Here is a 24,185-nt window from a genome sequence, read left to right on the forward strand (position 1 = left end):
CGTTCGCCGGCGGCGCCGCTCGATGCCGACTGGGCTGGCGCAGCCTGCTGCGCCGGAGCGCGACGATTGGCGCGAGAAGCGCGTGTCGCCGCCGATCTGCGTGACGATGCAATCGCCGCGGGGCGAGCGCGTTGGGCTGGCGCGTCGACGGTGACAGCGGGAATTTGCGTCTGGGCTTGCACGTCACCGAGCGGCACGGAGAGAGCAAATGTGCTGACCGCACCGAAGAAGAGAAGATGAATCTGTCGGCGACGCGTGTCATCACGCGAAGAAAGTTGGAAGTCGGTCACGTCTTGGAAGCCCCACGCACTGCCGGCTTTGCCGGTATCATTTTTGATGCCCCGCCCTAACTCAGGCGGTTTCGGAGTGCGATAGGAACGCGGTTAGAATCCCTCCAGACGTGTGCGCAGCATGTGCGGCGAATGCGCCCAGTCGCGTTTCGATTTTGGAATGTTTCCAGACGGACGAGAATCTGCCCGTCCGCAACATCTGGAAACGATATCAGCGGTGCCGCAGCCGGCGGTTGACGCGACGCGCCAGATAATCGCCCGCGCTCTGCACGAGCTGCACCAGCGCGATCAGCACGACGACGACGGCCAGCATCATCTCCGGCATGAAGCGCTGATAACCGTAGCGGATGCCGAGATCACCGAGGCCGCCGCCGCCGACGGCGCCGACCATGGCGGAATAGCCGAGCAGGCTGACGACTGCGAGCGTCAGCGCCAGCACGAGGCCCGGCAACGCCTCGGGGATCAGCACTTTGAGCACGATCTGAATCGGCGAGGCCCCGAACGAGGACGCCGTTTCAATGAGGCCGGCGTCGACCTCACGGATCGCAGCTTCGACGAGGCGCGCGATGAACGGTGTCGACGCAATCGTCAGGGGGACGATCGCCGCCGTCGATCCGATCGAGGTGCCGGCGACGAGGCGCGTGAACGGGATGATGGCGACGACCAGGATGATGAAGGGCGTGGACCGCGTCGCGTTGACGATGACGCCGAGCACGCCGTTGATGGCAGGTGCGGCGAACAGCTCCCCCTTCCGGCTGGTCGCAAGAAAGACGCCGAGCGGCAGACCGAAGACGGTGCCGAGCAGCGCCGCGATGCCGACCATGAACAGGGTTTCGCCCGTGGCCTGGGCGATCAGGTTGATGAGTTCAGGCGACATGGCCGAGACGCTCCGCCGGGAATTGATATTGAGACAACCAGGCGAGCGTCCGCGTCGCCGCGTCCTCTCCGCCAGACATGCCAAAAGGAATGCCGAGAACGAGCGAGCCGACGTGCTGGCCGCTGATCTCGTCGATGCGCGCCGAGAGCAGTGCAACGTCGAGGCCGAGCTCACGGGCGAGCCGCGCCACCAGCGTATCGCTGGCGCCGGCGCCGCGGACCTGGACGCGGATTACGACCTGTCCACCCGCGACCGGCTCCGAAACAATGCGGCTCGCCAGCGACACCGGCAGGCTGTCGCCGATCACCTCCGCCAGGAAGGACTGCGTGATCGGGTGCCTGGGATGGGTGAAGATGTCGGCGACATCGCCGCTCTCGACCACGCGGCCGGCATCAAGCACCACGACCTCCTTCGCGAGCTGACGCACTACCGACATTTCGTGGGTGATCAGCACGATGGTCACCCCGAGCTCGCGGTTGATATTGGCGAGCAGATCGAGGATCGCGCGTGTGGTCTGCGGATCGAGCGCGGAGGTCGCCTCGTCCGACAGCAGCACGCTCGGCCGCGTCGCCAGCGCCCGCGCGATGCCGACGCGCTGCTTCTGGCCGCCGGAGAGTTCCGAGGGATAGCGGTCGTGCTTGTCGGCGATGCCGACCAGCGCGAGCAGCTCGGCGACACGGGCCTTGATGTCGGCCTTCCCCCACCCGGCGATCTCGAGCGGCAGCGCGATGTTGTCAGCCGCCGTGCGCGACGACAGCAGGTTGAAGTGCTGGAAGATCATGCCGATCGAGCGCTGCGCCAGCCGCAATTCGCGCCCTGCGAGCGCCGAGATGTCCCTGTTGTCGACGATGACGCAGCCCGTGGTCGGCTTCTCCAGCCCGTTGATCAGCCGGACCAGGCTCGACTTGCCGGCGCCGGAGCGGCCGATCACGCCGGTGATGGAACCGCGCGGAATCGCGAAGTCGATGTCTTGCAGAGCGTTGACGCCGGGCTTGCCGCGATAGGCTGGATAGGTCTTTGAGATGCCGACGAAACGGACCATCGCGTCCAGCTCGGTCGCGGCAGGCGAAATCGCTTCAGGCGTCTGGATCGGCTGTCCGATCGCAAGCGATTGGTGGGCGTTCATGGTGGTGGCCTTCATGCACAATGGTTCGCTTGCCCGCAAAATCCGCGGGGAAGCCTGGTCGCAATCATGCGACGGGATTGGAACCGCGATGAGGGCTCGGAAAGCGCGCTGCACCGCAGCACGCACCATCGCCCTTTCAGGTCCGTCTTGCAATGTCAGATATCTGCGGGAGTTGGACGAAGTTTTCCAAATCCCGCCCCAGAGGAGAAAATTCATCTGCCAGGCTATCTGCCTCCAGCCCGGCTCAGCGGACCTGCAACCAGGGCAGCACGATCAGCAGGAGGCCGGCGAAATAGAGCAGGCCGAAGATCAGGCCAAAGCCCCAGAACTGGCCTTTGCCGATGTAACCGCTGCCGAAATACATCGGCGCAGGTCCCGTCGCATAAGGCGAGATCACGCCCATCAGGCCGAGCGAATACATGCAGAGCATGGCGAGCGTCGTGACCGGCAGATCAGTGATGCCGGATCCGACCGCCAGCACCACCGGCAGCACGGCGGCCGCATGCGAGGTGATGCTCGAGAAGAAATAGTGGATCCAGAAGAACAGCGCGACCAGCAGCAGCATCGCGGTCGATGGCGACAGCCCGGCGAGCGGCTTGGCGTACTCGCTCGCGAACCATTTGATGAAGCCGATCTCGTTGAGGCCCGAGGCCAGCGTCAGCAGCGAGGTGAAATAGAAGAACACTTCCCAGGCGCTCTTCTCGCCGACGATGTCGGCAAACTCGATCACGCCGGTCACCAGCATCAGGAGATCACGATGAACACGACGGTGGTGGCGTTGACGAAGTTCGAGCCGAGCACGGGGACGTGGATGTCCGGGCTCGAGCCCGCGATCCACAGGAACATCGCCAGCACGATCAGGCCGAGCATGATCCATTCGTTGCGCGACATCGGGCCCATCGCGCTGAGCTCCTTCGCCGCCCATTCCGAGATTTCCGGGCTGCGCTTCACCTCGGGACGGCACACCAGATAGCTGAGCAGCGGCACGAGCACCATCAGGAGGATGCCGAGCGGCGCAAAGCCGACGAACCACTGGCCCCAGCTCACCTCGATTCCTACCGTCTTCTTGGCGATCGCAAGCGCTGCCGCATTGGGTGCGAGCGCGGTGAAGAACAGCGAGCTCGTGATCGCGGTCGCCGCAAAGGCGGTCCACATCACATAGGTGCCGATCCTGCCGGCGGTCGGTCCCGGCTCGGAGCCATAGATGCGCGGGATGTTGCTGGTGATGGGATAGACGATGCCGCCGCTGCGCGCGGTGTTCGAGGGAGTCGCCGGCGCGAGCAGGAAGTCCGACATCGCGACCGCATAGCCGAGGCCAAGCGTGTTGCGGCCGAGCCGCTGCACCAGCACCAGCGCAATGCGCCGGCCGAGCTGGCTCTTGCGATACCCGATCGAGAACACGAAGGCGCCGACGATCAGCCACACAGTGCTCTCGGCAAATCCCGCCAGCATCCAGCGCAGCGATTTCGTGGGATCGGCATCGATATAGCCGGCGACGCCCGCGACCGTGAGACCGATGAACCCGACTGCACCGACGGGCATCGATTCCAGGATGAGCCCGGTGATGACCGCCGCGAACACGGCAAAATAGTGCCACTGATTGACATTGAGCCCTGTGGGCACGGGCCACAAATAGATCGCCAGCCACACCGCAAGTGGCGCGATCAGCTTCCAGCGAAACCCGTTCGCCTCAGACGCCTGTGAGCTAGCGGTCATGGGCCTTCCCCCTCGATTGTCGTCGCGCCGTGCGGCCCGTTGACCGGACCCGCTTTTGTCCCAGCGCGGCGTATACGGACTGTCCACGACGATATCAATGGCTGTCTAGGGCCGGTTTGAAAGCGGTTTTCGTCATGTCACCGGCGATGCCAGCGCGCCAACGGCGTCACGAACACGTGGCCGGATTGCACTGCAACGAACGCTCGACAGAAACGGACCATTGCGCCTATCCTTTGTCTCATGAGCCACGATCATGACCATCACCACGATCACGACCATTCCGAACTGTCGGAGACCGAGCTGCGCGTGCGCGCGCTCGAGACGATCCTGACCGAAAAAGGCTATGTCGAGCCGGCTGCGCTCGATGCCATCATTCAGGCCTATGAGACCAAGATCGGCCCGCATAATGGCGCGCGCGTCGTCGCCAAGGCCTGGACCGATCCGGCGTTCAAGAAGGCGCTGCTGGAGGACGGCAGCAAGGCCATCGGCACGCTCGGCCATGTCAGCCGCGTCGGCGATCATCTCGTCGTGATCGAGAACACGCCTGAGCGCCACAACATGGTCGTGTGCACGCTGTGCTCCTGCTACCCCTGGGAAATGCTCGGGCTGCCGCCGGTCTGGTACAAGGCCGCGCCCTACCGCTCGCGTGCGGTCAAGGATCCACGCGGCGTGCTCGCCGATTTCGGCGTCACGTTGCCAAAGGACATGGAAATAAGAGTGTGGGATTCCACCGCGGAGACGCGCTTCCTGGTGCTGCCGATGCGGCCCGAAGGCACCGAGGGCTGGAGCGAGGAGCGGCTTGCCGAGCTCGTCACCCGCGACTCCATGATCGGCACCGGCTTTCCCAAGACGCCGGGAGCACCGTCGTGAACGGCGTGCACGACATGGGCGGCATGGACGGGTTCGGCAAGGTCGAGCCCGAGCCGAACGAGCCGATGTTCCACGCGGAATGGGAAGCGCGTGTCCTCGCCATGGTGCGCGCGATGGGTGCGGCCGGCGCCTTCAACATCGACACCTCGCGCTTCTATCGCGAAACGCTCCCGCCGCATGTCTATCTCTCGAGCTCCTATTACAAGAAATGGTTCCTCGGTCTCGAGGAGATGCTGGTCGAGAAGGGCTATCTCACACGGGAGGAGGTCGCCGCCGGCCACGCGATGCAGCCAGGAAAGGCGCTCAAGCACGGCAAGTTCGATCTCGCCAATGTCGAGCGCGTGATGGTGCGCGGCAAGTTCGCTCGCCCTGCCCCGGCCCCTGCGAAATTTGCGATCGGCGACCGTGTACGCGCCAAGAACATCCATCCGGCGACGCATACGCGGCTGCCGCGCTATGTGCGCGGCCATGTCGGCGTCGTCGAGCTCAACCATGGCTGCCACGTGTTTCCTGACACGGCCGCGATGGAGCAAGGCGAAAATCCGCAATGGCTCTACACCGTCGTGTTCGAGGGCCGCGATCTCTGGGGCGAGGATGGTGATCCCACGTTGAAGGTTTCGATCGACGCGTTCGAACCCTATCTGGAGCCGGTGTGATGAGTGGTAGCGCCGCTGCCGCCGCGACGGCAGCGATCCCGAGCATTCCTCGCGACGACGACGGCCCGGTGTTCCGCGCGCCCTGGGAGGCGCACGCGTTTGCGATGGCGTTGAGCCTGCACGAACGCGGTGTGTTCACCTGGCCGGAATGGGCCGCAGCGCTCGCCGACGAGATCAAGCGCGCCCAGGCGGCCGGCGATCCGGATACGGGCGAGACCTACTACCTGCACTGGCTCGCCACGCTGGAAGGCCTCGTCGCACGCAAGGGCGTCGCTTCGACGGAGACGCTGCACCGCTACCGCGACGCCTGGGACCACGCCGCCGACCGCACGCCGCATGGCAAGCCGATCGAGCTGCGGCCGGAGGATTTTCGGTAGGTCTCGCTGAGTTCGTCATTGCGAGCGCAGCGAAGCAATCCAGAATCCCTCCGCGGCGGCAGTCTGGATTGCTTCGTCGCAAGAGCTCCTCGCAATGACGGCGGAGAGAGCGCGGGTTCTCTCCGCCTGTCGTCGCCCGGCTTGACCGGGCGACCCATTACGCCGCGGCCTCTCGGCTCAAGCACGGTCTCTGGGACACTGGATCACCCGCTTTCGCGGGCGATGACCCGAATTTGTAGCCTCAGCGACCCGCCACAAACTCCCGCCACCCCTTTGCCCGCAGGCTGCACGCCGGGCACTCGCCGCAGCCATAGCCCCAATCGTGCTGCGCGCCGCGTTCGCCGAGATAGCAGGTGTGGGACTGCTCGCGGATGAGATCGACCAGACCGTCGCCGCCGAGATCATGCGCGAGCTTCCACGTCGCCGCCTTGTCGATCCACATCAGCGGCGTATGCAGCTCGAAGGATCTCGCCATGCCGAGCGAGAGCGCGGCCTGCATGGCGCGGATGGTCTCGTCGCGGCAATCGGGATAGCCGGAATAGTCGGTCTCGCACATGCCGCCGACGATATGGGTGATGCCGCGCCGGTAGGCCAGCGCCGCGGCGAAGGTCAGAAACACCAGATTGCGGCCGGGCACGAAGGTGTTGGGCAGGCCGTCGGCGCCCATCGCGATCGCGACGTCGCGGGTCAGCGCCGTCTCGGACACGGCCGCCAACGTCGGGATCGACAGCGTGTGGCTCTCGCCGAGCTTTGCGGCCCAATCCGCGCGCAGGCCCTTGATGCCCTCGAACAGGCGGTCACGGCAGGCCAGCTCAATGGCATGGCGTTGGCCGTACTCGAACCCCAGCGTCTCCACGCGGGCGAAACGGCTGAGCGCCCAGGCGAGGCAGGTGGTGGAATCCTGGCCGCCGGAAAACAGCACCAAGGCGGTCTGTGATGAAAATGCGTCGCTCATGGCCCGCGCTTTAGCACTGCGCAGACCGCCCGCCAATCGGTGGAAATCGGCCTGTTCCGCCGCGCCCCGCTGGGAACGGCGGCCCGCTTTTGGCATAAGGCCTTGGAGCCTGGGAGACTGCCCCGCAATGCCCCCTTCCCGCGACATTTCCCGCCTGATCGAGATCATGGCGGCGCTGCGCACGCCGGTGACCGGCTGTCCCTGGGACAACCAATATACATTTTGAGACTCAAGCCGGCCCAAATAGCCGCCAAAGGGCGGCTGTCGTCAGGCTATGCAAGTTAAATTCGCCGATACGGAGGAGATCAAGCGTTGAAAAATATACAGATCATCGATCGAGCGGAGAATGCAACCTTCAGTGTCTTTCAAGTCACCGATGAGGAGTTCTCGGCGATCTTTCCGGCGGACGGTCAAGACATCGAATTTATCGAAGACTTTATCGCACGGTGCGGCGGAGACGATCAGGCCGGACTTATTTTGAGGCAAGTGTGGGAGCGTCCCATCCTAAAGCGGGATGCAAACGGCATCCACGGGACGCTGTATTACGACTACGAGCATCGACGGCAGCATCTGCCAGCAACGAAGCGAGAAGTTGACTGGGACGAAGACGCTATCAATCCTGCCCAGCGACGATTGTTTGCTGGCAAGCGCTGAACTTTTTTTTCTGGCCCATCCTGCTGGCTGGCGGATATCCGCTCTTGTAACTTGGGTACCGCGTCACGGGGCTCAAGTCATTTCCGCAGAAGGAAAGGCTGATAGCCTTCGTCCATGCTGTCATTACGCTGATTAAGCTGGTTTTTGGAATTGCACGACATGAAGCCTTCCCGCAACATCTCCCGCCTCATCGAGATCATGGCCGCTTTGAGGTCTCCCGGAACCGGCTGCCCCTGGGACCTCGAGCAGAACTTTGCGACGATCGCACCCTACACGATCGAGGAGGCCTATGAGGTCGTGGACGCCATCACCCGCGGCGACCTAGACGATCTCAGAGAGGAGCTCGGCGACCTCCTGCTCCAGGTCGTGTTCCACGCCCAGATGGCGTCGGAGCAGAACGCGTTCGATTTTGGGGAGGTGGTCGAGGCCATCACCCGAAAAATGATCCGGCGTCATCCCCATGTCTTTGCCGACAAGGACGGCAATCTCGCCCCGCACCACGTCAAGGAAGTCTGGGACCGCATCAAGACCGAGGAGAAAACCGAACGCGCTGCACGCCGGCCGCCGGAAGAACCGCCGGCGCATAAGTCATTGCTCGCGGGCGTGAAGGCCGGCCAGCCGGCACTGACGCGCGCGATGGAGCTGCAACGCAAGGCTTCGACCGTCGGTTTCGACTGGAACGACCCGCGCGCGGTGCTGCACAAGATTCGCGAGGAGGTCGACGAGATCGAGGCGGCATTGGACCGCAACGACAAGCAGGAGGTTGCGGAAGAGACTGGCGACCTGATGTTCGCCCTCGTCAACCTCGCCCGCCATGTCGACGCCGATCCGGAAGCCGCGCTGCGCGCGACGAATGCGAAATTCGAGCGGCGCTTCGCCTATATCGAGCGCGCGCTGGAGGCACAGGGGCGGACGCTGGAGCAGGCATCGCTGGCGGAGATGGATGCGCTGTGGAATGCGGCGAAGAATGAGGAGCAGCCTGGGTCACGCTTGCTGAACAAGCAATAAAGCCCGCGGCGAACTCCGCCGTCGTCCTCCCTGGGAGTATGGGTCCCCGATCTGCGCGCGCTTGGGGCGCGCTTGTCCGGGACGACAGTGTGGTTGAGGTTGGCGTAACTCCCTCGCCGGGATGTCACCGTCTACGTCGCGTGATGCGGCACGGCGTCGAACCGGTTCACCACGATCTCCCGCTTGGTCTCGTCGACCCGCACCGTCATGTCGAAGCGGCCGTCGTGCAGCTCTTTCGCCAGCACCTCGGCATTGCGGTGCAGCCAGCTGATGCCGGCGCCATCGGCCGCGTCGATGGAGAGATCGAGCGTGGTGCGTTTGGCGGCGAGCCGTTCCTCGATCGCGGCCAGCAGTGCGTCGATGCCCTCGCCTGATACGGCTGACACCAGCATCGCCGGATGATCCTCCGGCCTGCGCGCGGCGATATTGAGCAGCTCTTCGCGCTGCTCGGGGTCGAAACGGTCGATCTTGTTCCAGACCTCGATGATGCGGCCGGAATCGTCGGGATTGATGCCGAGCTGGCGCAGCACGGCGTCGACATCGCTCTGCTGCGCCTCGGCGTCCTCATGCGAGATGTCGCGCACATGCAGGATGACGTCCGCCTCCAGCACCTCCTCCAGCGTGGCGCGGAAGGCGGCAACGAGCTGGGTCGGCAGGTTGGAGATGAAGCCGACGGTGTCGGACAGCATCGCCTTGCCGCCGTGCGGCAGGTTGAGTGCGCGCAGGGTCGGATCGAGAGTCGCGAACAGCATGTCGGCCGCCTGCACGTCGGCGCGCGTCAGGCGGTTGAACAGCGTCGACTTGCCGGCATTGGTGTAGCCGACCAGCGCCACGACGCGGTACGGCACGCGCTGGCGTCCCGCACGATGCAGCCGCCGCGTCGCCTGCACCTTCTTCAGCTCACCCTCGAGCTTGGAGATGCGCTCCTGGATCAGGCGGCGGTCGGCTTCGATCTGCGTCTCGCCGGGACCGCCCATGAATCCGAAACCGCCGCGCTGGCGTTCGAGGTGGGTCCAGGAGCGCACCAGGCGCGAGCGCTGATAATTGAGATGGGCGAGCTCGACCTGGAGCGAGCCTTCCCTGGTCTTGGCGCGGCGGCCGAAGATTTCCAGAATGAGCCCGGTGCGGTCGAGCACCTTGGCGTGCAACTGCTTCTCGAGATTGCGCTGCTGGATCGGCGCCAGCGCACAATCCATCACCACCAACTCGACATCGAGGCTCTTGGCCAGCGCGGCGATCTCCTCGACCTTGCCCTTGCCGATGTAAGTGGCAGGGCGGATCTGGCTGACCGGCGCGATGATGGCATCGGCAATGACGAGATCGATCGCGCGCGCGAGGCCCACGGCTTCATCGAGCCGGGCCTCGGCGTCGCGCTGGACTTGGTTGGACAAGCCATGGCTTTCCGATTGCGCGTCGGCACTGCCCGCACGCACTCGCAAGTAGGGGCCGATGACCAGCACCCGCCCCGTCTGCTTAGCCCCTGCCGACCGCGGACGGTCGGCGTCCCCGTCGAAATTCCGGGGTTCCAATCAGAGCACTCTCAAGCCGGCTGATCCTCGCCGCCTTCGAACAACTGGATCGGAGCGCCCGGCATGATGGTCGAGATCGCATGCTTGTAGACGAGCTGCGAATGACCGTCGCGCCGAAGCAGCAGACAGAAATTGTCGAACCAGGTCACGATGCCCTGGAGCTTCACTCCGTTGACCAGAAAGATCGTTAGTGGCGTCTTGGTTTTGCGAACGTGATTAAGGAAGGTGTCCTGTAGGTTTTGTGCGCGGTCTGCCGCCATTGTTTTTTTCTCGCTTTGAGTTTCTTTTTATTGCGCCGGTTGCGCCCCTGTTTTGGTTGATGCGGGGCCTTTCCCGGTTGCCGTCCCTCATGAGATCCCCCTCGGAAGGAACAGCTGTGCGATTAGAGGACAGGTGGAGTTATTAGGCAAGCCGCTTCACGCGCCAGCCCTCGCCGTCTTGCCCCGAAAAACTACGGAAATCGATGATTTTCCTCGCTTATCCCTGATGTCTCACCGCAACGTCGCGGCGCGACATCTTGTTTTGACGCGTTTTCTTTACGCGAACCGGTACCCACTTCGCTCGAAAACGCTTTAGCCGACACCGAGCGCCTTCAGCTTCCGATGCAGCGCCGAACGTTCCATGCCAACAAACTCGGCCGTGCGAGAAATATTTCCTGAGAAACGGCTGATCTGTGCAATCAAATAGTCGCGCTCGAATACTTCGCGCGCTTCGCGCAGCGGCAGGCCCATGATGTGCTCGCCATTGTTGCTGGTCGGCATCGCCGGCACCATGGAGCCGACGTCCTGCGGCAACATGTCGGCCGTGATGATGACCTCGGGCCCGCCCGCAGCCAGAATCATGACTCTCTCAACGTTGTTGCGGAGCTGGCGCACATTGCCCGGCCAGACGTGCGATTGCAGCACCGCCATCGCGTCCTGCCCGATCTGCCGCTTGGGCAGGCCGCTGCCGGCCGAGATCTGCTCCATGAAGTAGTCGATCAATTCCGGAATGTCCTCGCGCCGCTCCGACAGCGCAGGCACGCGGATCGGCACCACCGAGAGCCGATGATAGAGGTCCTCGCGGAAATGGCCGGCCGCGATCTCCTCTTCGAGATTGCGCGCGGTGGAGGAGATGATGCGGACGTCCACCTGCACCTTGGCGGTGCCGCCGACGCGCTGGAACGACTGCTCGACCAGCACGCGCAGAATCTTGTTCTGGGTCTCGCGCGGCATGTCCGCGATCTCGTCGATGAACAGCGTGCCGCCATGGGCTTCCTCGAGCGCACCGGGCTTGCGCGGCTGTTCGCCGTTGGACTGCTCGACGCCGAACAGCTCATGCTCCATCCGCTCGGGCGTGATCGCGGCTGCGTTGATGACGACGAAGGGGCCGTCCGCCCGGCCCGAGGCGGTGTGCAGCGTGCGCGCCGTCAGCTCCTTGCCGGCGCCGGCGGGGCCGACGATCAGGATACGGCTGTTGGCCTTGGCCGCGCGCTCGATGGTCTGGCGCAGCTGGTTCATGCTGGGCGAGCGGCCGACGAGCTGGCTGGCGCTCGGCGCGAGCTGCTTCAGCTCCTTGACCTCGCGCTTGAGCCGCGAGTTCTCCAGCGCTCGGGTCGCGACCAGGATCAGCCGGTCGGCCTTGAACGGCTTCTCGATGAAGTCGTAGGCGCCGCGCTTGATCGCGGCGACCGCGGTCTCGATGTTGCCGTGGCCGGAGATCATCACGACCGGCAGATCGGCGTTGTCCTTCTTGACCTGCTCCAGGAGCTGCAAGCCGTCGAGCTTGGAGCCCTGGAGCCAGATGTCGAGGAACACCAGATGCGGCCTGCGATTGGCGATCTCGGCCAGGGCCGTATCGCTGTCGCGTGCCGTCCTTGTGACGAACCCCTCATCTTCGAGAATGCCCGCAACGAGATCCCGAATATCGGCCTCATCATCGACAATCAGAATTTCACTAGCCATGGGTCGCGCCTGCCTTGTCAGTTACCTGTTGAGGCTTCGATTTTCGTTGAATCATTGGTCTTTTCAGTCGGCTCTTTGGTTTCGGCGGCCGGCTCTTTTGTTTCCGAGTCCGGCCTGGATTCCTTGACGGAATCCGCAACCGTTTTCTTGTTGCCCGGCTTGGTTGCTTCCGGGGGCGCCGGCTCGGCTCCCTCGGACTTCGCGGGTTGCCCGGAGATCGCAAAGCGCATCCGCATCCAGGCGCCGCGCTGGCCTTCGCGGAAGTCCGAGGCGTCCTTCAGCTCGATGCGTCCGCCATGGTCTTCCAGCACGCGGCCGACGATCGCCAGCCCCAAGCCGGTGCCCTTGGCGCGCGTTGTGACGTAGGGCTCAAGCAGCCGCGAGCGCGCGACCTTGGGCAGGCCGATGCCGTTGTCGACCACGTCGATCAGCACGTCCTCACCTTCGCGCGACACCACGACGTCGATGCGGCCTTTTCCGTTTTCCCGGCCGAGCTCCTCCGGCGGGACCTGCTCGATCGCCTCGGTGGCGTTCTTGACGATGTTGGTGACGGCCTGGGAGATCAGTCGCCGGTCGAACTGGGCGCGCAGCGGATCCTCTTTGAACTCGGCCTCGATGTCGATCTCGGGATGGGCGACTTTCATCAGGAACACCGCCTGCCGCACGGTGTCCGCGACGTCCTCGCCCTCCATCACCGGTTTCGGCATGCGTGCGAAACGGGAGAACTCATCGACCATGCGCCTGATGTCGTCGACCTGGCGCACGATGGTGTCGGTGCACTGGTCGAAGATCTGCTTGTCCTTGTCCTCGGTGATGGTCTTGCCGAACTTGCGGCGGATGCGCTCGGCCGAGAGCTGGATCGGCGTCAGCGGATTCTTGATCTCGTGGGCGATGCGGCGCGCCACGTCGCCCCATGCCGAGGTGCGCTGCGCGGAGACCAGCTCGGTGATGTCGTCGAGCGTGATAATGTAGCTGTCGCGCGGTTGGCTGGTCTTCTCGGCGCTGACGCGGACCGAGAGATTGCGCTCGGTGCCGTCGCGGGTGATCGTGATCTGGCCCTGCACCAGGCGCTGGGTCCCTTCCCGCGCCGCCTTCATCATCTCGTCGAGCTCAGGCAGCACGTCCGAGAGCGGGTGGCCGAGCGTCTCCGCTTCGGAGTGTCCGATCAGCTTCTCGGCGGAGCGGTTGAGGATTCCGACGCTGCCGGACGCGTCGACGCCGATGATGCCGGCGCTCGCCGACGACAGCACGGCCTCGATGAAGCGGCGGCGGCTGTCGATGAGGTCGCTGGCGTTGACGAGCTCGTCGCGCTGGCTGCGCAATTCCTGCGTCATCTTGTTGAAGGTCTCACCAAGCTGGGCAAGGTCGCCTTCGGACTGGTGCACGGCCACCTGAACATGCAGGTCGCCGGTCGAGACCGTGTGGGCCGCATTCATCAGCCGCCGGATCGGCGAGACCAGCGAGTTGGCGAAGTTGAGGCCGATCAGCACCGAAGCCATCAGGATGGTCAGCGCGATCACCGCGAACATCAGCGCGAAGGCGACCTGGATGCCGAGCCGGCGCGACTCGATCTGGGCGTATTCGGCGACGCTGACCTCGGTCTGCTTGAGCTGGTTGACGACGTTCGGATCGAGTGGCCGGGCGACGTAGAGGAAGGTGTCGTTGAAGGCACGCAGGCGGATCACCGCGGCGACGAAGCTCGCATCCGGTAGCACCGCGATTTCGGGTTCGTTCTCGTTCACGTTGCTGAGGAAGTCCGGCGCGGGCGGCGAATAGGCCAGCCGCATGCCGGTGTCGGCGGATTCCAGGATGTTGGTGTTCTTGTCGATGATCATCGCGCCCGGCAAATTGCGGGAGCCGGCGCTGGCGGTCAGCATCTCCCGGAACGAGCGGCGGTCCTGGTCGTAGAGCGGCCGGGCGTGCGCGATGTCGTTGGCCATGCCGAGAATGTCGCCGCGGATCAGCTGCGCATGGTCCTGCATGTAGGCCCGCGCGATCGTCAGCGAATTCTGGATCACCTCCTTGGTCGGGCCCGAGAACAGCCGGTCGAGGCCGCGCTCGATGGTGACGTTGGCGACGACGGCGACCAGCACCGCCGGCAGTACCGCCACGATCGAGAACAGGCTGACGATCTGGACATGGAGGCGCGCGGCCGCCCGGCCCCGCCGTCGGGCCAGGATCAGCTGCCAGAGTTCCCGGATGATGATCCCGACCAGGAGCAGGATCGTGGCCGCATTGATCAGATAGAACGAGCGGACCACCTCTGGCGTCGGCTCGATCTTGGTGAGGCCGGTCAGAACCAGGAACGTGAGGAAGGCCGACAGCAGCGCCAGGGCCACGGCAAAGGGTGCCAGCCAGCGCCGCAGCGACCAGCGCTTGGGCTCTTCGGCTGGGGCCGTGTCAAAGGATGCGGCCGAGGTATCTGCGCTGATCATTCCGGCAATGGGTGCTGAAAAACGGGTCCGCGGGCGCGCGGATACTGATGTATTCGTACCACATTGTTGCCGAATTGCGACAATTCCGCGGCGTCTCCGCCGCGACCGCCGCGCCCATCCACAAGACATGCCGGTTGGACGGGAACGGATTCCCGCCATCCCGGCTTGACGGGGATGGATAGATTTTTTCTCGCGACGATGGTTTCGGCCGTTCTTCTGCTGATCGTGGCCGCCGACCTCCTGGTCAACGGCCTGGGTCTCCAGCAGCCGCCGGTGAATGTCGCCAGCGTGACGCCGGCACCCGGCCGGCTTGTCAGATAGATGTGATGCCGCGCCTTGCGGCCGAATGACCAATTTGAATGTGCGAGCGGAACATTTCGGTCCGATCCGGACTTCTGCTCACCGCGTCAGCCACAACGGCCAACGCGATCCGGACAGGCTCAGCTCCGCCTTGGGTGGGGGAGCTGAGCCACCGTCCGTTCTGAAAGCCTAGCCCCCGCTCCGATACACCTGGATATCCAGGTCCCGGATCTTCTTGCGCAGCGTGTTGCGGTTGAGGCCGAGCAGGTCCGCGGCGCGGATCTGGTTGCCGCGGGTGGCGGCGAGTGCAGCCGTGAGCAGCGGCACCTCGATCTCCTTGAGGATGCGGTGATAGAGGCCCGGCGGCGGCATGCCGTTCGGGAAGCCCTGGAAGTGCGAGGACAGATAGGCCTCCACCGCGCCGCCGAGATTGTCGACGCCCTGCTGGACCGCCGCGCCCGGGCTGACCGAGGGCGGCGCGAGCTCGCCGTCGATGACCGAGGACGTGATCACGTCCTGCGGATAGAGCGCGGCGAGGCGCCGGGCGAGGTTTTCGAGCTCGCGCACGTTGCCCGGCCAGCGGTGCTGCTTCATCCGCTCCAGCGCCAGTGTGTCGAGCTTCTTCGGCGGCAAGCCATCCTTCTCGGCCAGCGTGAAGAAGTGCCGCACCAGATCCGGCAGGTCCTCGATGCGCTCGCGCAGCGGCGGCAGCCGCAGCGGCACGACGTTGAGGCGGAAGAACAGGTCTTCGCGGAACAGGCCCTGCTGGATCAGGACGCGCAGATCCTTGTTGGAGGCCGCGACGATGCGCACGTCGGTCTTGATCGGGGTGCGGCCGCCGACGGTGGTGTATTCGCCCTGCTGCAGCACGCGTAAGAGACGGGTCTGCGCCTCCATCGGCATGTCGCCGATCTCGTCGAGGAACAGCGTGCCGCCCTCGGCCTGCTCGAACCGGCCGGAGGCGCGAGTGTTGGCACCGGTGAAGGCGCCGCGCTCATGGCCGAACAGCTCGGATTCGATGAGGTCCCGTGGAATCGCTGCCATGTTGACCGCGACGAACGGCCCGTTGCGGCGCTTGCCGTAATCGTGCAGCGCGCGTGCCACCAGCTCCTTGCCAGTGCCGGACTCGCCCGTGATCATCACGGTGAGGTCGGTCTGCATCAGACGCGCCAGCACGCGGTAGATCTCCTGCATCGCCGGCGAGCGGCCGACCAGCGGGATCGCCTCCATCTCGGCGTCCTCGTCCGGCGTCGAGACCCGCTCCTTCGGCTCGGAGAGCGCGCGACCGACGATGGCGATCAGCTCCTTCAGGTCGAAGGGCTTTGGCAGATATTCATAGGCGCCGCGCTCGGAGGCACGGATCGCCGTCATGAACGTGTTCTGCGCGCTCATGACGATGACTGGCAGATTCGGCCGCATCTTCTTGATCCGCGGCAGCAGGTCGAAAGCGTTCTCGTCGGGCATCACCACGTCGGTGATGACGAGATCGCCCTCCCCCTGGCTGACCCAACGCCACAGCGTTGCGGCGTTGCCTGTCAGCCTGACCTCATAGCCGGCCCGGGAAAGTGCCTGATTGAGAACGGTGCGGATGGCGGTGTCGTCATCAGCTACGAGAATGCTACCTGCGGGCATCGCTAATCCTCATTTTGCCCCCTGTGATGCAGGCGACGGCTTCCCGGCAAAGTCGGCGCGACTGCTTTGATCGGCATGTTTCACCGATGTGGAATACATCGGCATCAGCACGCGGAAGGTGGTCTTGCGCGGCTGAGATTCGCATTCGATGATGCCCCCGTGATCGCCGACGATCTTTGCGACCAGCGCGAGGCCCAGACCCGAGCCGGTCTGCTTGGTGGTCACGAAGGGATCGAATAGGTTGGGCAGAAGGTCGTCCGGCACGCCTGGTCCGTTGTCTCTCACGCAGAATTCGAGCGGCAGGGATACCCGGGATTTTTGACCGGGGACTGACAGGCGCACGCCGGGGCGGAACGCGGTGGTGAGCTGGATCTCGGCGTCGGGCACGTCGATCAGGGCTTCGGCGGCGTTCTTCACGAGATTGAGGAACACCTGGATGAGCTGGTCCTGGTTCGCCAGCACCGGCGGCAGCGAGGGATCGTAATCCTCGATGAAGCGGATGTTGCGGGCAAAGCCGGACTGCGCCAGCCGCTTCACGTGATCGAGCACCGAGTGGATGTTGACGGGGCCGCGCACCACGGGGCGCTCGTCGCCGAACACCTCCATGCGGTCCACCAGCGTCACGATGCGGTCGGCCTCGTCGCAGATCAGGCGCGTCAGCATGCGGTCCTCGGAGGAAGCCTGCTGCTCCAGGAGCTGCGCCGCGCCGCGGATGCCGGAGAGCGGGTTCTTGATCTCGTGCGCCAGCATCGCGGCGAGCGCGATCACCGAGCGCGCGGCGCTGCGATGGGTGAGCTGACGATCCATCTTGTCGGCGATGGTGCGCTCCTGGAGCATCACCACGATATGGCCAGGCCGCTCCGTGAGCGGGGCGACATGCAGATCGACCTGGCGATCGCCGCCCATGCGCGGCGTGCCGAGATCAACCTTGTATTCGTTGACCGGAGAGTTCGACGAGCGCACCTGGTCGATCAGTGCCAGCAAGGGGCTGCCGAACGGCACCAGTTCCTTCAGCGACTGCCGCTTCAGGAACTGCGTCGAGATTTCGAAGAAGGCTTCGGTTGCGATGTTGGCGGCGACGATCTTGCCGTCCGGTCCGATCATCAGCACGGGATTGGGAAGCGCATCCAGGATCGCGTCGCTGTCGGACGGCCGGCGCTGTTCGGCGGCTGAGTTCATGCAGCAGCGCTCCATGCGAAGTCGTCGAAGGCGTCTTGCAGCGATCGGTGGACCAGGCGCGGATCCTCGGAGGTCAGAATCTTCTGACGCCACCCCTTCAGCTTCTCGACTGAAGCGCCGCTCGCATCTGCCGCGATATCGAGCGCCCAGCCGAGATGCTTGCGCGCGTGCCGAAGGCCAATGCGCAGACCGTACAGCGCGCAGACGCCCTCATAGAGCGTGCGGATATAATGCAGCTGCGTCTCGAGCGCCGGCGTTGCTTCCTCTGCCCCGCCCCTCAGGCGGCGGCCGATCTGGCCGGGCAGCCAAGGCTGGCCCTGCGCGCCACGGCCGATCATCACGGCGTCGGCGCCGGAGGCGTCGAGCGCCGCGAGCGCCTTGTCATAAGTGGTGATGTCGCCATTGACGACGAGCGGAATGGAGATGGCCTCGCGCACGGCGCGGATCGCATCCCAATCGGCATCGCCCTTGTAAAACTGGCAGCGGGTGCGGCCATGCACGGTGACGAGATTGATGCCTGATGCTTCGGCGCGCCGCGCCAGTTCCGGCGCGTTGCGGCTGCGGTCGTCCCAGCCGAGCCGCATCTTCAGTGTCACCGGCACCTTCACCGCCGCAATCGTCGCATCGATCAGGCTGACGGCGTAGTCGAGATCGCGCATCAGGGCCGAGCCAGACTGGCCGCCGGTGACGTGGCGGGCCGGGCAGCCCATGTTGATGTCGATGATGTCGGCGCCTTCGGCTTCGGCGATCCGGGCCCCTTCGGCCATCCAATGCGCCTCGCAGCCGGCGAGCTGGACCACGTGCGGACCGATCCCCGTAGCTTCGCAGCGCAACCGCGACATCCGGTGGCCGTTGGCGAGCTCATCGCTGGCGGTCATTTCCGACACGACGAGACCTGCCCCCAGCTCGGCGGCCAGCCGCCGAACGGGCGAGTCAGTCACCCCCGACATCGGCGCCAGGAAGACCGGGGTGGCGACATCAATATCGCCTATTTTCAACGGCTTAGAGCCGGATACTGCCGGGCCGGTCACAGGGGTCTCGTTGACTGGACAGGGCCTCATCGCGCCTGCCATGATCTATCTTGCGCACAATTCTTGTGCAGTCAAGCGTCATGCCTACAGTTTAGACAGTTCTGCAGATCTTTCAAGTGCAGTGCAGCAAAATGCTGTTTCCCACAAAGCGGGGAAACCCCCTTTTTTTGCGGGCCTGCCGTGCTAGAGGCATGCCGTCAAATCACCCCACTCCCCGACTCTTCATCACCAACTGAGTATTTGAGTCCTATGGCGAAATCACAACGCACTGCGGTCGTCCTCGTCGCAGCCGGTCGGGGCTTGCGCGCCGGTGCCGGCGGGCCGAAGCAATATCGCGAGATCGGCGGTGTGCCCGTGATCTATCGCGCCATGGAAGCCTTCAGCCGTCACCCCGAGGTGTCGGCGGTGCAACCGGTGGTGAACCCCGACGACAGCGCGATGTTCACGGCGGCGGTCGCCGGCCTCAAGCACGAGCCGCCGGCCAATGGCGGCGCCACCCGCCAAGCCTCGGTCCTTGCAGGTCTGGAAGCGCTCGCAAAGCACAAGCCCGATATCGTCCTGATCCACGATGCCGCCCGCCCCTTCGTCTCGGCAGGCGTGATCTCCCGTGCGATCGAGGCGGCGAGCCGCACTGGCGCTGCGATCCCGGTCGTCCCCGTCACCGACACCATCAAGCTCACCGGCGAGAGCGGTCATATCGAGGACACGCCGGACCGCGCGCGTCTGCGAATCGCGCAGACGCCGCAATCCTTTCGTTTCGACGTCATCCTCGAGGCGCATCGTCGCGCGGCGAAGGACGGACGCTCGGATTTCACCGACGATGCCGCCATTGCCGAATGGGCAGGATTGACGGTTGCAACCTTTGAAGGCGATGTTGCCAATATGAAGCTCACCACTCCCGAGGATTTCGTGCGCGAGGAAGCACGCCTGGCCGCCCAGCTCGGCGACATCAGGACCGGCACGGGCTATGACGTGCACGCCTTCGGCGACGGCGACCACGTCATGATCTGCGGCGTGCGCGTCCCCCATACGAAAGGCTTCCTCGCCCATTCCGACGGCGATGTCGGCCTGCATGCGCTGGTCGACGCCATTCTCGGCGCGCTTGCCGACGGTGACATCGGCTCGCACTTCCCGCCGAGCGATGCGAAGTGGAAGGGTGCTTCCTCCGATCAGTTCCTGAAATACGCAATCGAGCGCGTCACGGCGCGCGGCGGCCGCGTCGCCAATCTCGAAGTGACGCTGATCTGCGAGCGGCCGAAGATCGGCCCGTTGCGCGACACCATGCGCGCCCGCATCGCCGAGATCTCCGGCGTCGACATTTCGCGCGTCGCGGTGAAGGCGACCACCAGCGAGCGGCTCGGCTTCACCGGCCGTGAGGAAGGCATCGCGGCCACCGCGAGCGCCACCATCCGTCTTCCCTGGAGCGTGTAAGATCATGGGCGGCAGCGACGCACGCGCCCTCTCCCGCTCGCTGCTCGATCTGTGCCGGATGCGCAAGCTGACGATCGCGACGGCCGAATCCTGCACCGGCGGCCTCGTTGCCGGCGCGCTGACCGATATTCCCGGCTCCTCTGACGTCATCGACCGCGGCTTCGTCACCTATTCCAACGACGCCAAGCGCGCGATGCTCGGGGTCGAGGCGAGCACGCTCACCAATTTCGGCGCGGTCAGCAAGGAGACCGCAACCGCGATGGCGATCGGCGCCCTCGAGCGCGCCGATGTCGATCTCGCGGTCGCCATCACCGGCATTGCCGGCCCCGGCGGCGCCACACCCGGCAAGCCGGTCGGCCTCGTGCACTTTGCCGCTGCGGCGCGCGACGGCCGCATCATCCATCGCGAGCATCGCTTCGGCGCGATCGGCCGCAGTGCCGTGCGCGCCCGCTCCGTGGTCGAGGCACTGCGCATGCTGATGGACCTCGCCCGCGGCCCGCAAGCCCAGGCCAAGCCGCGCCCCGCAGCCGCAAGCCGCCTTCGTCCCCGCGTCACCCGCTCGCCGCGCCGGCATGCGGTGAAGCGCAGGCCGCCGCGCTCGCCGCGGGGCTAAAGGCGCTCTCAGGCCGCCGCCAGCAGCGCACTCGCATGATCGAGCACCCGCTGCTTGATGGCATCGGCATCTGACGGCTTCACCTTTGCGCTCACCGTCAATTCCACGACGGGCGCTGCGGGATCGGCAGCGATCACCTTTGTTACATTGACCGAGGGGGCGGTCCTGTCGTCGATGCGGGGATCGTCGCGCAGCTCCTTCAGGATCTGGTCGGCCAACGCATTGGCCGCCCCTGCCCTGACCGGAAACGCCACCTTGATCTCGCCCGTACCGGGATAGGCGCTGTGGTTGATGATGGCCGCGCCCCACACCTGCCCGTTCGGCAAGAGGATCTGCGTGTTGTCGGGCGCGACCAGCTCGGTCATGAACAGCGACAACGACTTCACCTTGCCCGCCTTGCCGGCGACCTCGACGTCATCGCCGATATGGAAGGGACGGAACAGCAGCAGCATGACGCCGGCGGCGAGATTGGAGAGCGTGCCTTGAAGCGCAAGGCCGATGGCGAGTGAAGTCGCGCCCAGCACGGCAACGAGGCTCGCGGTCTGGATGCCGAAGAGCTGAAGCACTGCGATGCCGACGACCGCGAGCACGGCATAGCGAGCTACGCTGGCAACGAACAAGGTCACCAGCGGATCGACGCGGTGCGTGACGCTCAATACGCGCGTGACGAAACGCTGCAGTGCGCCGGACAGATACCAGCCGACCGCGAGCAGAAGCATCGCGTAAATCGCGTTCAAGCCATACAGGACGAGCGATGCTTTCAGCGTGTCAACATTGATGGTCATGGCGGCTCCAACCCGGACAATCCGTTGAGAACCCGCGACGGCGCGAAATGATCCCGGCGGATGTCGGGGGAACGGGTGCCGTAGTCGTGTAGCCCGGATGGAGCGCAGCGCAATCCGGGATTCGCTCTGCGGACACAGGGGTCCCTGATTACGCTTTCGCTCCATCCGGGCTACAATCCGTTGCGTTGCCCGTCGGGCAAAATACACAACCGACGGGTCAATCGTAACAAGTGAAAATATTCGTCTTTACAGAATTTCTGATTTGTCGCATTGTCGCGCCACCTCATCCCCAGTTCAGAGGGGCGTATCGCGATCGTCACGAAACGTGGGATGAGCCGTGGTGGACGCTGGCAGCACCGGCGCGATGAGGCAATCGTTGGGCGGGAGACCGTGAGCGAGGCCTTCGCGCAGACGACAGGTGCGACCAGCGTACGGCAAAACCGTGTCTACGCCTCGCAGCCGCCGGATGTGGTGAAGGCGGTGGATTGAAGCCTCGTCATTGCGAGCGCAGCGAAGCAATCCAGACTGCCGCCGCGGACACACTCTGGATTGCTTCGTCGCAAGAGCTCCTCGCAATGACGGCGGAGAGAGCGGTGCCCGCCGGGAAGACTAGGACGACGCCAGCTTCGGCCGGCCGTAGATCGCGTCGGCCCGCTTTTCGAACGCAGTGGAGAATCGCGCGAATGCAGCGTCGAACATCGAGCCCATCAGCATTGCCAGCATGCGGCTCTTGAACTCGTAGGCGAGGAAGAACCCGACGTCGCAGACGCGCTCGCCTTTGGGCTCGAATGTCCAGCGGTTTTCGAGATTGCTGAAGGGACCTTGCAGATATTCGACGAGAATCTTCAAATTGGCGCGGTCGAGCGTCACCCGGCTGGTGAAGGATTCCTTGACCAGCTTGAACGACACCGTCATGTCCGCGACCAGCACCTCGGTGCCGTCAGGCTTCGCCATGCGCTGACGCACCTTCAGCGCGCTGCACAGCGGCACGAATTCCGGGTAGCGCTCGACATCGGCGACCAGATCAAACATCTCGGACGCGCTGTGGTTGACACGGTGCTTGCTCGAAACTCGATGCATGGTACGTCAGCGGGCGTGAGCTGCCCGCACAGCCTTCAGTCTCGCGAAATCCTCGCCGGCATGATGCGACGAGCGGGTGAGCGGGCTCGCTGACACCATCAGGAACCCCTTGGTGTAGGCGACCTTCTCGTAAGAGCTGAACTCGTCCGGCGGCACGTAGCGCATCACCGCGTGGTGCTTGCGGGTCGGCTGGAGATATTGCCCGACGGTGAGGAAATCGACGTCCGCCGAGCGCAGATCGTCCATCACCTGCAGCACCTCGTGACGCTCCTCGCCGAGGCCGACCATGATGCCGGACTTGGTGAAGATGGCGGGATCGAGCTCCTTGACCCGCTGCAGCAGCCGGATCGAGTGGAAGTAGCGCGCGCCCGGCCGCACCGTGAGATAGCGCGAGGGCACGGTCTCGAGATTGTGGTTGAACACGTCCGGCTTCGCCGCGACGACGACCTCGAGTGCCCTCTCCTTGCGCAGGAAGTCGGGTGTCAGGATCTCGATCGTGGTCGAAGGACACGCGGCCCGGATCGCACGGATGGTCTGGGCAAAATGCTCGGCGCCGCCGTCGGCGAGGTCATCGCGGTCGACCGAAGTGATGACGACGTGTGCCAGCCCCAGCTTGGCGGTTGCTTCCGCGACGTGCTGCGGCTCGGACGCATCGAGCGCGTTGGGCAGGCCGGTCTTGACGTTGCAGAAGGCGCAGGCACGGGTGCAGGTGTCACCCATGATCATGAAGGTCGCGTGCTTTTTGTCCCAGCACTCGCCGATATTTGGGCAGCCCGCCTCCTCGCACACCGTGTGCAGGCCGTTGGCCCGTACGATGTTGCGGGTGTCAGCATAGCCGCGGGTATTGGGCGCGCGCACGCGGATCCAGTCCGGCTTCGGCGGCGAAGCGGAATCGGGCCGGTTCACCTTTTCGGGGTGGCGCGGGCGCAGCGGGTTCGAGATGGTATCGACAATAACGACCATGGGGTGTCCGGTCTGTTCTGGTCCTACCTAGTCGGTCTGGCCAAGCATCGCAACCCGGCTCGCCCCGCTTCAGAGAACATGGCAGATATGGGCAATATCCTGCTCTGTTCTCAGGCGATTCTCACCTCGAATGGCTCCAAGATCGAATGCCTCTCCATTGCGGCTTGGCAAGCCGCTGAAGCGGACCTTTTTCGGCCGCAGCGTCCACGAGGTCGCGCCGGACCTGATCGGTGCCACCATGCTGGTCGATGGCGTCGGCGGAATCATCGTCGAGGTCGAGGCCTATCATCATACCGACCCGGCCGCGCATTCCTATCGCGGGCCGACGCAGCGGAACCAGGTGATGTTCGGTCCGCCCGGCTATGCCTATGTCTACCGTTCCTACGGCATCCACTGGTGCGTGAACTTCGTCTGCGAGGAGGAAGGCTCGGCCAGCGCCGTGCTGATCCGCGCGCTGGAGCCGACCCATGGCTTGGCTGCGATGCGACGCCGCCGCCATCTTCAGGACATGCACGCGCTGTGCTCGGGCCCGGGCAAACTGACCGAGGCGCTCGGCATCACCATCGCGCACAACGCCGTGCCCCTCGACCGGCCACCGATCGCACTGCATGCGCGGACGGAGGATGTCGAGGTCGCTGCCGGCATCCGGATCGGTATCACCAAGGCGGTGGAGCTGCCCTGGCGCTACGGCATCAAGGGCTCGAAGTTTCTGAGCAAGCCGTTTCCGAAATAGGG

At 64.7% G+C, this 24,185-nt stretch carries 24 protein-coding genes and 2 pseudogenes; 12 read left to right on the forward strand and 14 right to left on the reverse strand.

The window, feature by feature from the left end; translation table 11 throughout:
- Positions 1–131 precede the first annotated feature (131 nt).
- Entirely contained in the window at positions 132–350 is a 219-nt protein-coding gene (locus tag ACNJX8_RS21650; RefSeq protein ID WP_164940832.1) for a hypothetical protein, read from the forward strand.
- A gap of 151 nt (positions 351–501) precedes the next feature.
- Here the strand turns inward: ACNJX8_RS21650 and ACNJX8_RS21655 are convergent, their stop codons facing one another.
- The 3 genes and pseudogenes from ACNJX8_RS21655 to ACNJX8_RS21665 all read right to left on the reverse strand — a co-directional run bounded on the left by ACNJX8_RS21655 (position 502) and on the right by ACNJX8_RS21665 (position 4,009).
- Complete coding sequence (locus ACNJX8_RS21655; protein ID WP_128944195.1) at positions 502–1,167, reverse strand: methionine ABC transporter permease; 666 nt, start codon at positions 1,165–1,167, stop codon at positions 502–504.
- On the reverse strand, positions 1,157–2,308 hold the full coding sequence (locus ACNJX8_RS21660) for a methionine ABC transporter ATP-binding protein (protein WP_439356695.1): 1,152 nt from the start codon (positions 2,306–2,308) through the stop codon (positions 1,157–1,159). Before ACNJX8_RS21660 ends, ACNJX8_RS21655 begins: the two co-directional genes overlap by 11 nt.
- Positions 2,309–2,537: 229 nt before the next feature.
- Positions 2,538–4,009: pseudogene (locus ACNJX8_RS21665) on the reverse strand (DASS family sodium-coupled anion symporter).
- A gap of 240 nt (positions 4,010–4,249) precedes the next feature.
- Here ACNJX8_RS21665 and nthA point away from each other — a divergent pair.
- From nthA to ACNJX8_RS21680, 3 genes are read left to right on the forward strand one after another with little or no spacing between them, the layout of a single operon-like run.
- Positions 4,250–4,879 carry a nitrile hydratase subunit alpha gene (nthA, locus tag ACNJX8_RS21670; RefSeq protein WP_439356697.1) on the forward strand — a complete coding sequence of 210 codons (630 nt, stop codon included), beginning with the start codon at positions 4,250–4,252 and terminating at the stop codon, positions 4,877–4,879.
- Complete coding sequence (gene nthB / locus ACNJX8_RS21675; protein ID WP_439356698.1) at positions 4,876–5,535, forward strand: nitrile hydratase subunit beta; 660 nt, start codon at positions 4,876–4,878, stop codon at positions 5,533–5,535. The genes nthA and nthB overlap by 4 nt, the downstream gene beginning before the upstream one ends.
- Entirely contained in the window at positions 5,535–5,912 is a 378-nt protein-coding gene (locus ACNJX8_RS21680) for a nitrile hydratase accessory protein (protein WP_439356699.1), read from the forward strand. Before nthB ends, ACNJX8_RS21680 begins: the two co-directional genes overlap by 1 nt.
- Positions 5,913–6,153: 241 nt before the next feature.
- On the opposite strand, the gene queC is transcribed toward ACNJX8_RS21680, so the two are convergent.
- On the reverse strand, positions 6,154–6,867 hold the full coding sequence (gene queC, locus ACNJX8_RS21685) for a 7-cyano-7-deazaguanine synthase QueC (RefSeq protein WP_439356700.1): 714 nt from the start codon (positions 6,865–6,867) through the stop codon (positions 6,154–6,156).
- A 127-nt stretch (positions 6,868–6,994) separates the two neighbouring features.
- Between queC and ACNJX8_RS21690 the strand changes: the two are divergent.
- From ACNJX8_RS21690 to mazG, 3 genes and pseudogenes are all read left to right on the forward strand, one after another.
- Positions 6,995–7,090 (forward strand): annotated as a pseudogene (locus tag ACNJX8_RS21690) (nucleoside triphosphate pyrophosphohydrolase); the annotation flags it as partial.
- Positions 7,091–7,179: 89 nt separating this feature from the next.
- Complete coding sequence (locus ACNJX8_RS21695) at positions 7,180–7,521, forward strand: hypothetical protein (RefSeq protein ID WP_439356701.1); 342 nt, start codon at positions 7,180–7,182, stop codon at positions 7,519–7,521.
- A gap of 159 nt (positions 7,522–7,680) precedes the next feature.
- Positions 7,681–8,529 (forward strand): nucleoside triphosphate pyrophosphohydrolase, encoded by an 849-nt coding sequence (gene mazG, locus ACNJX8_RS21700; protein WP_439356702.1) that lies wholly within the window; start codon positions 7,681–7,683, stop codon positions 8,527–8,529.
- 131 nt (positions 8,530–8,660) lie between these two features.
- Here the strand turns inward: mazG and hflX are convergent, their stop codons facing one another.
- The 4 genes from hflX to ACNJX8_RS21720 form a co-directional block, all read right to left on the reverse strand.
- A complete protein-coding gene (gene hflX, locus ACNJX8_RS21705; RefSeq protein WP_439356703.1) occupies positions 8,661–10,058 on the reverse strand; it encodes a GTPase HflX in 1,398 nt (465 codons plus the stop codon).
- Positions 10,059–10,069: 11 nt separating this feature from the next.
- Positions 10,070–10,318, reverse strand: a complete 249-nt coding sequence (gene hfq, locus ACNJX8_RS21710; RefSeq protein ID WP_007591126.1) for an RNA chaperone Hfq — start codon at positions 10,316–10,318, stop codon at positions 10,070–10,072.
- 312 nt (positions 10,319–10,630) lie between these two features.
- Positions 10,631–12,001 (reverse strand): nitrogen assimilation response regulator NtrX, encoded by a 1,371-nt coding sequence (ntrX, locus tag ACNJX8_RS21715; protein WP_027558046.1) that lies wholly within the window; start codon positions 11,999–12,001, stop codon positions 10,631–10,633.
- A gap of 17 nt (positions 12,002–12,018) precedes the next feature.
- Positions 12,019–14,436 (reverse strand): ATP-binding protein, encoded by a 2,418-nt coding sequence (locus ACNJX8_RS21720; RefSeq protein WP_439356704.1) that lies wholly within the window; start codon positions 14,434–14,436, stop codon positions 12,019–12,021.
- Positions 14,437–14,610: 174 nt separating this feature from the next.
- Between ACNJX8_RS21720 and ACNJX8_RS21725 the strand changes: the two genes are divergently transcribed.
- The gene (locus tag ACNJX8_RS21725; protein ID WP_164935018.1) at positions 14,611–14,757 is read left to right on the forward strand and encodes a hypothetical protein; all 147 of its coding nucleotides are present in this window, start codon (positions 14,611–14,613) and stop codon (positions 14,755–14,757) included.
- 168 nt (positions 14,758–14,925) lie between these two features.
- On the opposite strand, the gene ntrC is transcribed toward ACNJX8_RS21725, so the two are convergent.
- The 3 genes from ntrC to dusB are packed head-to-tail and all read right to left on the reverse strand — an operon-like array spanning position 14,926 to position 18,545.
- Positions 14,926–16,368, reverse strand: a complete 1,443-nt coding sequence (ntrC, locus tag ACNJX8_RS21730) for a nitrogen regulation protein NR(I) (protein WP_439356705.1) — start codon at positions 16,366–16,368, stop codon at positions 14,926–14,928.
- Between the two features lie 9 nt (positions 16,369–16,377).
- A complete protein-coding gene (locus ACNJX8_RS21735) occupies positions 16,378–17,547 on the reverse strand; it encodes a two-component system sensor histidine kinase NtrB (protein WP_128933915.1) in 1,170 nt (389 codons plus the stop codon).
- Positions 17,544–18,545: a tRNA dihydrouridine synthase DusB gene (gene dusB, locus ACNJX8_RS21740; RefSeq protein WP_439361953.1), complete on the reverse strand. Its 1,002-nt coding sequence runs from the start codon at positions 18,543–18,545 to the stop codon at positions 17,544–17,546. Before dusB ends, ACNJX8_RS21735 begins: the two co-directional genes overlap by 4 nt.
- Before the next feature lie 282 nt (positions 18,546–18,827).
- Between dusB and ACNJX8_RS21745 the strand changes: the two genes are divergently transcribed.
- Both ACNJX8_RS21745 and ACNJX8_RS21750 read left to right on the forward strand, forming a co-directional pair.
- The gene (locus ACNJX8_RS21745; RefSeq protein WP_249761445.1) at positions 18,828–20,009 is read left to right on the forward strand and encodes a bifunctional 2-C-methyl-D-erythritol 4-phosphate cytidylyltransferase/2-C-methyl-D-erythritol 2,4-cyclodiphosphate synthase; all 1,182 of its coding nucleotides are present in this window, start codon (positions 18,828–18,830) and stop codon (positions 20,007–20,009) included.
- 4 nt (positions 20,010–20,013) lie between these two features.
- Entirely contained in the window at positions 20,014–20,622 is a 609-nt protein-coding gene (locus ACNJX8_RS21750) for a CinA family protein (RefSeq protein ID WP_128933917.1), read from the forward strand.
- An 8-nt stretch (positions 20,623–20,630) separates the two neighbouring features.
- Here ACNJX8_RS21750 and ACNJX8_RS21755 read toward each other — a convergent pair whose 3' ends face one another.
- On the reverse strand, positions 20,631–21,407 hold the full coding sequence (locus ACNJX8_RS21755; RefSeq protein ID WP_128941666.1) for a mechanosensitive ion channel family protein: 777 nt from the start codon (positions 21,405–21,407) through the stop codon (positions 20,631–20,633).
- Between the two features lie 330 nt (positions 21,408–21,737).
- Here ACNJX8_RS21755 and ACNJX8_RS21760 point away from each other — a divergent pair, with 330 nt between their 5' ends.
- Complete coding sequence (locus ACNJX8_RS21760; RefSeq protein WP_439356706.1) at positions 21,738–21,896, forward strand: hypothetical protein; 159 nt, start codon at positions 21,738–21,740, stop codon at positions 21,894–21,896.
- Positions 21,897–22,016: 120 nt separating this feature from the next.
- On the opposite strand, the gene ACNJX8_RS21765 is transcribed toward ACNJX8_RS21760, so the two are convergent.
- Entirely contained in the window at positions 22,017–22,487 is a 471-nt protein-coding gene (locus ACNJX8_RS21765; protein ID WP_128944206.1) for a type II toxin-antitoxin system RatA family toxin, read from the reverse strand.
- Positions 22,488–22,493: 6 nt separating this feature from the next.
- Positions 22,494–23,450: a lipoyl synthase gene (gene lipA / locus ACNJX8_RS21770; RefSeq protein ID WP_439356707.1), complete on the reverse strand. Its 957-nt coding sequence runs from the start codon at positions 23,448–23,450 to the stop codon at positions 22,494–22,496.
- Between the two features lie 130 nt (positions 23,451–23,580).
- Here lipA and ACNJX8_RS21775 point away from each other — a divergent pair, with 130 nt between their 5' ends.
- Positions 23,581–24,183: a DNA-3-methyladenine glycosylase gene (locus tag ACNJX8_RS21775; protein ID WP_439356708.1), complete on the forward strand. Its 603-nt coding sequence runs from the start codon at positions 23,581–23,583 to the stop codon at positions 24,181–24,183.
- The last annotated feature ends 2 nt before the right edge of the window (positions 24,184–24,185 follow it).

This window comes from Bradyrhizobium sp. SPXBL-04, from assembly GCF_051853035.1.
Lineage (GTDB): Bacteria > Pseudomonadota > Alphaproteobacteria > Rhizobiales > Xanthobacteraceae > Bradyrhizobium > Bradyrhizobium zhanjiangense.